Annotated in this window: 8 protein-coding genes and 1 riboswitch; of the genes, 2 read left to right on the top strand and 6 right to left on the bottom strand. The window is 47.4% G+C overall.

Annotated elements, in window-relative coordinates:
• Positions 1-6: 6 nt before the first annotated feature.
• The 6 genes from WC562_08000 to WC562_07975 all read right to left on the bottom strand — a co-directional run bounded on the left by WC562_08000 (position 7) and on the right by WC562_07975 (position 5,288).
• Positions 7-456, bottom strand: coding sequence for a MarR family transcriptional regulator (locus tag WC562_08000; protein MFA5056096.1), 450 nt, complete (start codon positions 454-456; stop codon positions 7-9).
• Positions 457-559: 103 nt separating this feature from the next.
• The gene (locus tag WC562_07995) at positions 560-1,483 is read right to left on the bottom strand and encodes a branched-chain amino acid transaminase (GenBank protein ID MFA5056095.1); all 924 of its coding nucleotides are present in this window, start codon (positions 1,481-1,483) and stop codon (positions 560-562) included.
• A gap of 150 nt (positions 1,484-1,633) precedes the next feature.
• Positions 1,634-2,059 (bottom strand): peptide-methionine (R)-S-oxide reductase MsrB, encoded by a 426-nt coding sequence (msrB, locus tag WC562_07990; protein ID MFA5056094.1) that lies wholly within the window; start codon positions 2,057-2,059, stop codon positions 1,634-1,636.
• A gap of 222 nt (positions 2,060-2,281) precedes the next feature.
• Complete coding sequence (locus WC562_07985; GenBank protein MFA5056093.1) at positions 2,282-3,187, bottom strand: hypothetical protein; 906 nt, start codon at positions 3,185-3,187, stop codon at positions 2,282-2,284.
• Positions 3,188-3,656: 469 nt separating this feature from the next.
• The gene (locus tag WC562_07980) at positions 3,657-3,953 is read right to left on the bottom strand and encodes a hypothetical protein (GenBank protein ID MFA5056092.1); all 297 of its coding nucleotides are present in this window, start codon (positions 3,951-3,953) and stop codon (positions 3,657-3,659) included.
• Between the two features lie 387 nt (positions 3,954-4,340).
• Positions 4,341-5,288, bottom strand: a complete 948-nt coding sequence (locus WC562_07975; GenBank protein MFA5056091.1) for a hypothetical protein — start codon at positions 5,286-5,288, stop codon at positions 4,341-4,343.
• Positions 5,289-5,514: 226 nt separating this feature from the next.
• A riboswitch (cyclic di-GMP riboswitch) is annotated at positions 5,515-5,600 on the top strand.
• A 222-nt stretch (positions 5,601-5,822) separates the two neighbouring features.
• On the opposite strand from WC562_07975, the gene WC562_07970 reads away from it, so the two are divergent.
• Together WC562_07970 and WC562_07965 are read left to right on the top strand one after the other, a co-directional pair.
• A complete protein-coding gene (locus WC562_07970) occupies positions 5,823-6,215 on the top strand; it encodes a hypothetical protein (protein MFA5056090.1) in 393 nt (130 codons plus the stop codon).
• Positions 6,216-6,273: 58 nt separating this feature from the next.
• Positions 6,274-14,235 (top strand): PKD domain-containing protein, encoded by a 7,962-nt coding sequence (locus WC562_07965; protein MFA5056089.1) that lies wholly within the window; start codon positions 6,274-6,276, stop codon positions 14,233-14,235.
• The last annotated feature ends 78 nt before the right edge of the window (positions 14,236-14,313 follow it).

Genomic DNA, 14,313 nt, shown 5'->3' with positions numbered 1-14,313 from the left:
CCGATATTATTTTATTTTTGAGCCTATTGCGGCCAGCTTGCCCAGCGCCGACGACAACTCCTCTATATCTTTGTCATCTAAAACAGCGAGGCTTTTCTTTATACTGGTTTTAATAATCGTATCGCACTGTCTTATAACGCTTCTGCCCCTGTCCGTGAGCACAACGTTAATCACACGACGATCGTCTTCATCGACGATTCTTTCCACCATACCCAAGCTCACCAGCTTATCGACGATATGAGTCATCTGCGGTCTGGATATGAACTGCTTATCGCCGATAGCGGAGACCGACAGCCTCTCATGATCCTCAAGCATCCTCATGACCATAATATGCGGATGTGACAGACCTTCGGCCACCCGATCGAAATCAATATTGCGGAAGCTCCTGCGAAACAGAGGAAGAACTACAAGTATGTTGTCGACTATACTATCTAATTCGCTATCTCTCATTGTCATAGATGATCGAAACTTATAGTTTATTTCGTTAATAATTAACAAAATTAACTATATAATCACAAAGCGCTTCTGTCAATGGATTTTTGCTTCTTGTGGCCATCGACTACTTCCCATCGTAGACGGGGGTGCACCAGCTCATGTATTTCTTGTTCTTGCCAAGTATTACATCGAAATACATAGCTTGGAGCTTTTTAGTCGTCTTGCCGATGGAGCCTTTGCCGACCTTGCGCCCCTCGACTTCGATGATGGGGGTCACATGAGCTGCCGTGCCGGTCATAAAGCACTCGTCAGCGGTGTAGATCTCTTTGGGATCGATGGAACGCTCCACGGTATCGATGCCGAACTCTTTCTTCGCCAGCTTCATGATCGTGTCACGTGTGATGCCGACAAGTATGTCATCGGACTTGGGCGGCGTCACCAGCTTGCCGTCGATTACTAAGAAGATGTTCTCGCCGCTGCCCTCGCAGACATGTCCTTCATGCGTGAGAAAGATGGCCTCGTCGAAACCCCGCTCGTACGCCTCTGTCTTAGCCAGGGCGCTGTTGACATAGATGCCGTTTATCTTGGCCCTGATCGGTATCATATCGCTGCTCACCCTGCGCCACGACGCGATGCAGCATTTCGCACCCTTCTCTATATCCAGATAGGCCCCGAAAGGCATGGCGAACATAGCGAACCCGGGCTCCAGATTATGCAGCCTGACGCCGACCTGCTCCGTCTTCTTATAAGCGATCGGGCGTATATATGTATCCTCGCGGCAGCCGCAGCGCCGCACCAGCTCAACGCTGAGACCGCACATTTCGTCGATGCTGTACGGCAGATCTATCTTCAAAACTTTACAACTATCGAGCAGCCGTTTGTAATGTTCTTTAATGCGGAATATATACATCTGTCCCTGCTCTTTGTTCCAGTTGCCGCGTATGCCTTCGAAACAGGCTGTACCGTAGTTGAAGGCATGAGTCATGACCCCGACTTTCGCCTTGGCAAGCGGGGTGAATTTACCGTCGAAGAAAGTATAGGAAGGCATTTTGTACTCCTTGCAATTGCAGACTGCGCCTAATTATATAACTTAAATAGACGCGGTGACAAGGTTGAAAAATGGTGTTATCAATAAAAACCGAGAATGATTAACGCGGGTTACGCGCCGTTGGACAAGCTTCCGCAGGGAAACGACTACTTATGTTTCTTTGAACTTTAAAGCCACCGAATTGATGCAGTAGCGTTTGCCTGTGGGCTGAGGGCCGTCATCGAACACGTGTCCAAGGTGCGCCCCGCACTTTCTGCAGCGAACCTCCACCCTCTCCATGCCTTCCGATTTGTCCGGGCGCGTATCAACAACACGATCGCCGATAGTGGAATGGAAGCTAGGCCAGCCCGTTCCCGAGTCGAATTTGGCATGCGAACTAAACAAGTCAGTTCCGCAACAAATGCACTGATAGACGCCCTCATCTTTGAAATCGTGGTACTTGCCGGAGAACGGTCTCTCGGTTTTCCCGCGCCTGGTAACCACGTATTGCTCGGTAGTAAGCACTTGCCGCCACTGATCGTCGGCCACACGGGAATATTGTATATCCTGATACTGAAGCTCATGTTCCTCGTTCATTACACCCACTTCCTCCACGGCACACACGGGCCGCTCTCGCGATCCTCAACCCCCTCGGCCGAAAAGATAACTGAAAACCATGGCGCACCCCCCGCTCGTTTATATTTTATTACATAAATTGATAATAATGGCAAGCGGAGGCTTTGTATGTGACTTTTGTTCCATTGCAAGAAATTGGGCTTGACAAGCCATAGAGCAAGCCGATATAAATAACACAGTAGACTACCAAATATGGATTATACGGAAAATATAACGTTCGAATTGAAAGTTGGTTGGATTACACGCATCATCCAATTCTTCTATATTCTCCACGCAACAGAGAAAAGGCTGCCATTGCTCGCTAATCTGGCATATATTATCATTCTGCGGCTCAATGTAGATAATCCCTTTATCAGTAGTATTAAAAGCTACTATAGTGTGTGCAGATGTTCTGTAAACTCCGACTTCAAGTACGACAGAGGATACCATTACTGCTGCACACCTTAGACCTTGGTCATTAGCATTTTCTCTTACTGTCATTGAGTAATGGTAGCACATAAAGTCTGGCGCACTATAAGGGATCTCATTGGTTTTATCATCCGCAAGGAACCCAATGAGTTCGTCATACGACGGGTCTCTGAGATTGTCATATCCTCTATCAGGCTCGTCATCATATATGAACTCTCCTTTATATGCAAATACGCCATCCTCCCAGCATTCACCAAGTGTTATTTTCATTGAACTACCATAATCTTCCAAGGTCATAAAGCAATTATCATCACAACAGCCTGCTTTTTCCGGCCCCTTCGGTGTCGGAGTAGGTGTAGGAGTCGGGGACGGCGTTGGCGTCGGTGTGGGTGTCGGGAGTTCCATAAAATAAGCACTCAGGTTTTTATCGGAATCCATCCGTATATAAACCGGATTCTCACTAACGTTATAAAACCCCTCCCAACGATCGAACTCCCAACCGGACGCCGGGATGGCAGCCACTGAAATTACCTCTCCATCCTTATATTCCCCTGAAGAAGGTAATACGACTCCCTGACCGCTGACGCTGGTATTCAAATGATAGGTTTCTGGCTCACAGGCAATTGTGGAAACAAGAGTGACACTTAGGAGCACTATGAAAAATATACTTGTTAGTCGCATGAAGATTCTTCTAAAATAAGTAAATATTTAATATAAATATCGGGAAAATACTATGTCGTTGATGGAACTTTGTCAATCGGCTTTTCATGTGTTTCAAATCCTGAATTTTATGATGTAGGCTAAGGGTTGCTCCCTGTTTTGGTGTTGACATACCACAGTCCTCATGACCCTGCGCACGCTGAGTACGATACGATCAATATCAACGAGACGATATGTCAAGCTAGAGGAGTGTTTTGATTCTTCTGTTTCTTCATCTCGGACTTTCCTCTGAAGAATATGTATACCCCCGCGATGGCCATTAATAGACAAGTTATTACTACAATAAAAGAAACAAGACCTACTTCATAACGCTCGACCATCAGAGAAGAAAACGACAACATGAGACAAGTAACAAAGAGCATTGCTCCTAAAAAGAACAAAACGATGCCACTAATCTTTTTCCTATATCCTCTTGGATAAGTTGCCAAAACTATTCCGATTGTGAATCGTCCGCTTCGTGGAGATTCCTTTGCATCGTTTCTCTGTTCTTACCCACGACGTACAGAATTGCCCCTGTCAGTACGGAAATGAAACCGGTTGGTGCTATCAAATAATTAACAAACCATATCAGTATGCCTGCTAAATCTTCATTAAAAATACCCCTATTTATGATAAATAGAATGAGGCTGACGAGAAGCTCCACTACTCCTATACAGAAAAAAACGATGCCTGTAACTGTCATCCCACTTCTTTCTGGCTTAGCTTTTCTCGCGTGTTTGGCCGCCATTATCTGTCCTTCAGGATCTCGAAGAGAGAATGATTACTCCTGCTTGTCTTTTTTGGGTGGTCTTAATAATATATATGCCAGTCAATCCTATCACTAATAAAATGATCTCAGTAGTTTTCATACCGTATCCGCCTACATGATTTGCTAATCTGAAACTACGGCCTATTCATGTCATCTCTGCTCTCTTAACAAGACTCTATTAGGTCTATTGGTATATATAAGATAGTATTACTTTAATGTGGATAGCGTAATATGTCAACATATGTTAATGGCTATTTCAATTGTGAACTGCCTTCTACGATTCCCCGCTTCGAGAGAAGATTGAAGGAAATATCCTCTTTATTTTTGACTATAGCACAAACTGATATGAGTACAATAAATGACAACTTACCAAATACGGATTATACGGAAGATATAGCCTGGCTGGTTAACAATAGGTATATCGCAAAGGTTATACAATTCTTCTATGTTCTCACCACAACACATAGAAGGCTGTGTTGTTTGCTCTCCAATTAGACATATACGGTCAGTCTGCGGATCAATATAGATGATCCCTCTATCCGTAGTATTGAAAGCCGAAATAGCATGTGAATTATAGCCGCTACTTCCTATTAGCACAGAATTTGTTTCTACAAAGGCACATCGCCAACCTTGCTTGTTCGCGTTTTCTCTCAATGTCAACGAGAATTGAAGGCACACGAAATCCGGGAAACTATATGTAATCTCATTGGTCTTATCAGTCGCTAAAAATCCTATAAGTTCGGCATACGACGGGTCTCTGAGATTCCTATAACCTCTATCAGGCTCATCCTCATAGATAAACTCCCCGGAATATACAAACACATTATCCTCCCAGCTTACACCGCACGCCATCACCATAGAGCTTCCGGCAAATTCAAATGTCTTACAGCAATAAGAACCACACAGGTCTGGACTCCATGGAACCGGAGTGGGAGTTGGTGCACTGGTTGAAGTAGCTATAGGGGTCGGTGTTGGGGTAGGTGTAAACGTTTGAGTAGGAATGGGTGTTGCCGTTGGAGTAGGTGTCGGGAGTTCTGTAAAATAAGCATTCAGTGTCTTATCGGAATTCATTCGTATATAAACCGGATTCTCGCTGCCATTAAAGAATCCCTCCCAGCGATCAAACTCCCAACCGGACGCTGGGCTCGCAGTTATTGCAACTACTTCTCCATCATCATATGTCCCTGAAGAAGGCGATATTACTCCCTGCCCGTCTGTCGTAGTGTATAGACTGTAGGTTTCTGTCTCACAGGCAATTGTAGAAGCCAGAATAACACTTAGGAGCACTATTACAAATATACTTTTTAGTCGCATACTGGATCTTTATTGAAGTATTGCTATTAGTAGTTAATATAGAGGAAATACTAGTTCGTTGTTCGAACTTTGTCAATCAGTCTTACTGCATTTCAAGGCCTGAGCTCCATAAGGCGGGGTAACGGTTGCTCCCTATTTTATTGTTGACATCACACAACCCTGTATGTTAATATAGCACCCACTATGACAATTCTATAATGCCCCATTGAGGTATTAGTGAATTGGGTTTCGAGAAAGGCAAACCCCGAGGAATCGGGGGGCGCAAAGCCGCAGGTCCTGGGATAGAGGAAGAAGGATGGCTGGGCTGCCGAAGACAGGTTGGGTATTTGTAAGCTTTTCTCTGAACTGAGAGAAGCTTTTTATTTTACAACGGTAACTATTTAGTCTCAGAACGGTTACCAAGATGAGCAGCTTTAAAGAAGATGAGCCATGAGTGAAGAACAAAGAAAACCAACTTAAAAATGGTATCAAAAACGTTTAACGTTAATTGCGATATTTGCTGTTGTTTGTGTAGTAGCTTTCTTAGGAATTGTGATGTCAATACCAGGAACTAGTAAACCTAGCCCAGGAGGAAACTACTATGCCACTAGAAGAGAAATACGATCAGCGGTAATAGCTTATATGAATAATAATTATGGAGAACTGCCCATAATTAACGGTACTATAACAATAAACGACTCGGATTATCATATCATTGATATCTGTGCGCTTCTAACTTCAAAAGGCGGTGATCTTAATTACGTTCCTGATGGCTGCGCCAGCGTTAACAACTCAGATAACGATAACTGTGACGCAGGTTGCAGCGGATGTAATGCTAATTACAATTACATTTGGGCAATTGATACTAATGGTAGCGTATATTCTACCTGCATAGGTGAGGATTGCGAAGCCAATAGCGAGAATTGGTATCAAGGCGTATTCCCGTGATTTCTTTAAAAAGGCAATCTCTCTTATATCACAGGCAAATATCCCAAGGAGGCATTTAATGAAGAGGCTATTGTTTGCAGTTTTGACTCTCATTCTGATTGTAAGCTCTATAGCCGTGGCGGTTTCAATTCCCTTGGCAAATCCTCAAAGCGCTGCGGCTGAAGAGCCTGAGTCAGGCGTAATTGTTCTCAATCAGTATACGGAAGCCGAATATACGGGGAACTCATCGATAGATGAGGAAACCGGGCAAACAGTTTACGAATATCGGGCTAACATAAGTTCTGTGCCTCTGTATCTGCCTGATCTGCAAACGAGGATCGATCCAAGATTCCATTGGAATCCGGGTACAGGAACCTGGCAATCAGGCGCCAACATTTTTGATTTAATAGTCAACGGGTCTCAGGTTACCGCATTCCAAGACGGAGAGGAGTTCCAATGGGACCCCATAGTGTATATCGGAGGCCAGGTTATCGAAGCTCCCGATAATCCAAAGTTGATAGCTATCGACCCAACTAACGAGAACTATCAGAACAACATCCTGGAATGGGATTACGATGTATGTATAAGACAGCTCAGATTAACTGAGGGGCAGCTGGTTGAGAACTACATCTTCAACGAAGACCCCTGTGCCGATGTGAGAATCGACTCCAATGCATATAAAACTCCCAACTTCATATGGCTGAGAGACCCGTACGGATATGATGCCGGTCTTAATCCGATTAAGGTTATAGTTGACGATAACGGCAAGACGGTGAACGCATCTGAGTTCGCCGATGCAATCTATCCGGTTGTTGTAGACGACAGCATAGGCGGCACTGATTACGGATCTCTGTATTGCATGGGCTCATCCTATGGGGATGTATGGTCCCGTGCAACCGCTGATGAAAACACCAACTTTCAAGGAAGAAACTGGATAGGACAAGCTCTTATTGATGGAACCTATTTTGTAGAAAGAAACTTTCTTTACTATGACACATCATCTATTTCCACTAGCGCTACCATCACTTCTGCACAGATTAGTCTGTTAGGCAATAACGATACCTCAGCAACGGATTTCAACATAGTAGTCCAGACCGGCATGCCCTCTCATCCTGAGCAGCCTCTATCATTAAATGACTACTACAAAGGCTATTACAGCGGCAACGGCGGGCAGTTAGGAACCGGCAGTTTCAGTGGAAGCGGATACAACTACATTAGTCTGAATCCCACCTGGGTGCAAAAAGGTGTCTGGACAAAGTTATGTTTGAGAAGCAGCAGGGACATTGCCGGCACCCAACCATCCGGTGATGAGTTCATAATCATAATGCCAAGTACCACGCTCACTATCACTTTCATCTCTTGTCTTCCCCTTATAACACCTCAGTCGCCGAGTCCGTCGAGCAGCGCGCTTGGTATCTCCGTAAATGCTGATCTCAGCTGGTACGGGAACGCTGATTCCTATGAGGTTTATTTCAGTACTTATTACCAACCCTCTTACTATTACTACACAACGGTAACAAGTGCTTCTTGCTCATTAGATACATTATCAGAATACACCCACTATTACTGGCAGATAAAAGCTATCAGGAACTGTGACTCAAGCTACGTCTGGGGGCCGGTATGGGAATTCGAAACCGGCGCCGCTCCGTGCACCAATCCCGGCGCATTCGACCTTGCCAGCCCATCCAATGGCGCCCCTACTACTATCAACCCATATCTGGACTGGTCCGATTCTTCTGGTGTCAGTTATTATAATGTATATATCGACACTCATATTTATCCAGACTCTAAGTACACTAGTACAGAGTATTGGAACAGCGAACTCTATCCATCGCTAGCTTATGGCACGCTCTACTACTGGAGAGTTGAAGCGGTCCATAACTGCGGTTCCTCTACATCTTCAACATGGTCTTATTCAACACGTACCTTCACTACGGAAAGCGCCCCGCCTACTTACACCTTGACTACAGGCGTATCGTCGGGCAGCGGGTGGGTTTCTCCCTCTTCCGGCAGTACCTATGACGCCAACACAGTTGTAGAGGTCACTGCCCATCCGACATCAGGCTGGTCCTTTGCCGGCTGGTCCGGCGCCGCCTCAGGCACCTCCAACCCAGTGTATATAACCATGAACAGTAACAAAGCCGTCTACGCTACCTTTACTCAAAACCCAATATATTACACACTTACTACTTCAGTTGTAGGTAGCGGCTCGATTACTCCCGCCCCCGGTACCCATACCTATACCATCGGCACTCCCGTAACGTTAACCGCGACCCCAGCCGACGGCTGGACCTTCTCCAGCTGGTCGGGTTCTCTCTCAGGCACCACCAACCCTACCTCCATCAACATGAACGGCAATAAGGCAGTTACCGCTACCTTTACTTACGAGCCCTGGTCATTTGCGATTATCACCGACCTGCATGTTGGAGAGTCGGGTAATATTCTCAGTGGAGTTACTAATTATGGCGGAACTGGTTGGGACGACGGTGATACGGGTGAAGAAAACAACATAACCAATAAACTAAGTCTAACCGTCTATGAAATCAATCAGAATATTGAGCAATACAAAATCAAATTCGTGGTGATTCTGGGTGATATAACGGATAGCGCAGAGACCTCCGAAATCCTTAAAGCAAAATCCATCCTAAGTAACCTCAATGTCCCATGGATACCTTTGATAGGTAATCATGACGTATGGCCTTATTCCTCAGGAGTTCCAGAGGCACAAAATCCAATAGACGCCGATAATAACGCTGTTGATTATTGGATTTATTCGAAGTTAATTGGGCCGCAGTATAATAATCTATCTTCCACCTACAATTGGAATTGGACTATATCTGACCCAGTTCAGGAAACCGCAAGCGGTCCGAAGTGGTGTTTCACAAATCTGGCCTTCGATTACAGGGGATATCATTTCATCGGATCGGACTTTAACGACAGAGATCAGGCTCCGTTAAATAATCCAGGCGTATCATCGCAAGCAAAGCTGAATGATTTTGTAGATTACATCGACTCCTCTGTAAAAGCTACCTGGCCTTGGTTCAAGACCCAATTTGACATTTATTTCTATCCAATACACATCCCACTTTATAGAGATGTAATATTGCTCTCGCATCACCCTATGTATCAATACTATGGGTACGGATTCAGCAATGAAGACTTAAAGACAATGGCCACCTTCCTCAATCAACCTGATTACAATCCTAGAAATAATAGTGTAGCATTCCAGTTCTATGGTCACTTACATGGAGTAAACACAGGCATAACTTTTACGGATTGGGACAAGGAGACCCCGTTCGGCTTTCAAGCTGTGCAAACAAGTGAAAATAAGGGGCTTCCTAACGCAAGGATAGTTCAAATCAGTACCCCTGGCTCAATTGATTGGACTCAGATAATATCTTTCTGGGATCAAATATTTAACACAGATTGCCCCGTTGACATGATCATCACCGATCCGGATGGTCTTACTATAAGCAAAGAAATAAATCAAATACCCGGCGCGATATATAGCGAAGAAGATAATGATGGAGATGGAGTACTGGATGACTCGGTCCTGATAAAGGATAGAAAAACAGGCAACTATTCGATCCAGGTTATAGCAGCACCGAACGCAAGCCCCTCGGACATTTACACGCTGATCACGTCTCAGAATGAGGATAATAGGGGATTTACTACTATCGTGCTAGCGGAGAATGTCTCTATCGAAAACATCCCTGCAGAGCCATATACGTATGAATACAAACAAAGAATAACAACAACACTGAATTACAGCGGCGATACAAGCGGCTACAGGTTTGACTCTGTCGGTGTAAACGCTGTCCTGACTACAGAGGTAGGAAGTCCCATACTGGAGAAAACCGTCAACTTCACGATTGGAAATCAATCGGCGTCGGCCGTAACCGATTCCAACGGTGTAGCAACTGCTTCCCTAACGCTCAATCAAACCCCAAGCGAGTTCTACTATATCGAATATGGCTTTGATGGCGATATGGACTACCTGCCTTTCTATGATAGCCGACCATTTGAAATCATGAACAGGCTGCCAGTAGCTGATGCCGGAGGCCCGTACACTGGAAATGAAGGATCTTCAATAATCTTTAACGGCAGCAGCTCATATGATCTCGATAGCACAATTATCAGCTATGAATGGGACTTCGGAGACGGCTCATCGTCAATTACAGGTACTGCCATTCCAACTCACACATACATAGATAATGGTACATATAATGTGACTCTCATTGTCACAGATGACTATGGATTAACAAACACATCAGTAACGACATCCGATATAAGCAATGTCGCGCCTACAGTCAATGCGGGACCTGATATAGCAAGTGTGCTCATTGGCTCAAGCGTAAGCTTCAACGGCAGTTTCACCGACCCGGGAACTTTAGATACCCATACTATCGCATGGGACTTCGGGGATGGTACAGCTACAGTCACAGACACGCTTACACCATCTCACGTATATAGTGTTGGTGGCGACTATACGGTAACGCTAACGGTAACCGACGACGACGGTGGCACGGGAACCGATACCGTAGCTATTAATGTGAATGTGCCGCCGGTTGCCAATCCCGGCGGGCCATACACGGCTGATGAAGGTTCGCCGATCACATTCAACGGCTCCACTTCATACGATCCCGACGGAACAATCGTAAGCTACGAATTGGACTTCGGAGACGGCTCATCAACAGGGACAGGGCCTGCGCCAACTCATGCATATGGTGACAACGGCACATACACAGTCACGCTCACTGTCACCGATAATAACGGCGCAACCGGCACTGTTGCAACCACTACGACAATAGCCAATGTCGCGCCTGCGGTGAACGCGGGGCCGGATGTAGCAAGCGTGCTCATCGGCTCAAGCGTGAGATTCAATGGCAGCTTCACCGACCCGGGATGGCTCGATACCCATACCATCGCATGGGATTTCGGCGACGGCACATCTACGGTCACCGGTACGCTGACGCCGTCTCATACATACTCTTCCGACGGGGGCTACACAGTAACGTTGACCGTCACGGATGATGACGGCGGCATCGGCACTGATACGCTTACCGTTCACGTAAACAATGCGCCAGTCCCCGACACCGGAGGACCTTACGCCGGAAATGAAGGCTCTGTAATTGCGTTTAACGGCAGCACGTCCTACGACCCTGACGGGATTATAACTATCTACAGTTGGAATTTCGGCGACGGCACCCCGCTGGTCGCGGGCAATGCAACTCCGACTCATGTATATGGAGACAACGGTACATACACGGTCACACTTACCGTCACCGATAATAATGGCGCAGTCAGTACCGCCGCAACCACCGCGACAATAGCCAATGTCGCTCCTATAGTAAACGCGGGACCGGACATGGAGGATGTGCCCATAGGTTCAATCATCAACTTCAACGGCAGCTTCACCGATCCCGGTTGGCTCGATACCCATACCATCGCATGGGACTTTGGCGACGAAACGCCTGTGGTAATGGGAACATTAACGCCGTCTCACGCCTATGCTTCGGGCGGTGACTATATAGTAACGTTAACAGTGACCGATGACGATGGAGGCATAGGAACCGATACCGCGGCTATTAACGTCAACGTGCCGCCGGTTTCCAATCCCGGCGGGCCGTACACAGGCAATGAAGGCTCTCCGATCACCTTCAACGGCTCCGCCTCGTACGATACCGACGGAATGATCGTAAGCTATGAATGGGACCTTGATAACGACGGCGAATACGATGACGCTACAGGCGCGACGCCGTCGTTCACGTGGAACGACGACTACAGCGGCATCGTCGGACTCAGGGTGACCGATGATGCCGGTGAGGCTACTGCGGCCGCGACGACCGTGACCGTTAATAACGTCGCGCCGACGGTCGACGCGGGCGCGAATGTGGAGTACGTGCTATCAGGTTCGCCCGTAAGCTTCAGCGGCGGCTTCACCGACCCGGGAACGGGCGATACTCATACCATAGAATGGAACTTCGGCGACGGAACTCCGATAGTAACAGGTACTCTGACTCCGACTCACACATACACCTCCGGCGGTGATTATACGGTAACTCTAACCGTCACCGACGATGACGGCGGAGTCGGCAGCGATACCATAACCGTTCACGTCAACGCCGCGCCCATCGCAAATCCAGCCGGCCCGTACACGGGAGACGAGGGCGCGGCGATAACCTTCGACGGTTCCGCTTCATACGATCCCGACGGAACGATCGTAAGCTATGAATGGGACCTCGACGACGACGGCGACTTCTCCGATGCTCAAGGAGCGATAATACAGAACACCTGGCCAGATGATTACAGCGGCAACATCGGCCTGAAAGTAACCGATGATGAGGGTGCGACCGGTTTCGCTACAACGACAGTGACTATTAACAATGTCGCGCCGATAGCAGAGGCGGGCCCGGATCAGAATGCAGAGTGCTGCGTCACCGAGGTAGCTTTCAGCGGAAGCTTCACCGATCCCGGCATCCCGGATACGCATACCGTCAACTGGGACTTTGGAGACGGGGCTACAGCCTCGGGCACATTATCTCCCACGCATACATACTGCGATCCCGGCGTTTACACCGTTACGCTGACAGTAACCGACGACGACGGCGGCATCGGTACCTACACTATGTCTGTTGCCGTAACAGATACGATATCGCCCGAGGTGAGCATTGCTTCGCCGGAGGACAGCCGCATCTACATCAACACCCAGGGGCCGATAGCTATAACCTACACGGCCGTCGATACCTGCGATCAGACACCGGATGTAGTAACCACGCTCGATGGTGACGCCATTGATGGTGATAGCATCGACCCGAGCGTTCTGGAGTTAGGGGGACATACCCTGACTGTAATAGTCACCGACAGCTCCGGCAATGTCGCAACGGCATCGGCCACATTTATAATCAAGCCGCAGTTAACGGCATGGGGAAGGACCTGGGGCTTCCTCGAGTGGTCTACATGCGGACATCCCACAACTCCGGCCGACTTTTTCGGCAGTTATTCGTATCCGCTTGAAACTGCAAACGATTCTATTTACTCCTGGATCAATACCGATGATTCCAGCTACTGGCGGCATACTGGTTATCAATCTCTACCGGTACCATGGGAGCAGTCTCAACTCTTCGTATATAAGATAACCCAGGATAGATCCAGTATCTCAAACCTCTCGATCACGTGGACGGGACATGGCGGCAACGGCGACCTGATATACCATACCAGGCTCAAGATATGGAATTACCAGACAGGCTCGTGGTGTACGCTCGTCGATGTGACCAGCCCGGGCAGCAAGACCTTCCAGACATATGACCGCGGTATAACAACTAACGCAGCGGACTTTATCGAAGCCGGCACGGGCAACGTTAGCATACTTGTTACAGCAGACGATGACGGGCGAGGACTGACCGAGGACACCGAGGGGATATTCACCGATTACATAGCATTGAACGCAAATGCCGCGCATACTCCGTCGTCTCCATTAACAACGACATATACCTTCTCCAGCGGCGGAGACACTAATAAGTGGTGCTGGGAGGGACATGTGCACATGATAGACTGGAACAGCGGCCATCCTGTCAGCCCGGCTGATTTTGCCAATTCATACGGCTATGCCGCGGGCGGCTCATCCGCCTACTCCGCGCTCGCCGCCTCCGATGATTCGCGGTGGAAATCGGACATCTCTCATGACCTGGGATGTTGCTCATTTGATAGGAACTGCGAGCTTTTCAAGTTTAACATCACAGAGAACTCATCATCCATTACCAACATCGGCCTCAAGTGGGAGGGACATGGCACTACAGGCGAGACGATTTACTATACTACTCTCAAGATATGGAACCCCTCAAGCGGCGCGTGGGAACAGCTTCATAATCAGCAAAATACAACCAGCGACGTGACCTGGATCGATAACATCGCCGGCGATTGCTCGGACTACATCGATGCAACCGGAAACCTGTATGTCCTTGCCAGCTCACAGAGGAGCGGCCTCCCCGGCAACTGTGGCATATGGACGGATTATATTGAAGTAACTATCACTCAATGAATAAAAGAACTCGGTGAGTTGTAAGAAAAATGAAGGAGCCCCTGGGCTTAATAAACTCAGGGGCTCCCAATTTATAAC

The sequence above is a fragment of the Dehalococcoidia bacterium genome (genome assembly GCA_041649635.1).
GTDB lineage: Bacteria > Chloroflexota > Dehalococcoidia > E44-bin15 > E44-bin15 > JAYEHL01.
Note: the sequence above shows the minus strand (reverse complement) of the source record. Positions and strands in the feature narration are given on the sequence as shown.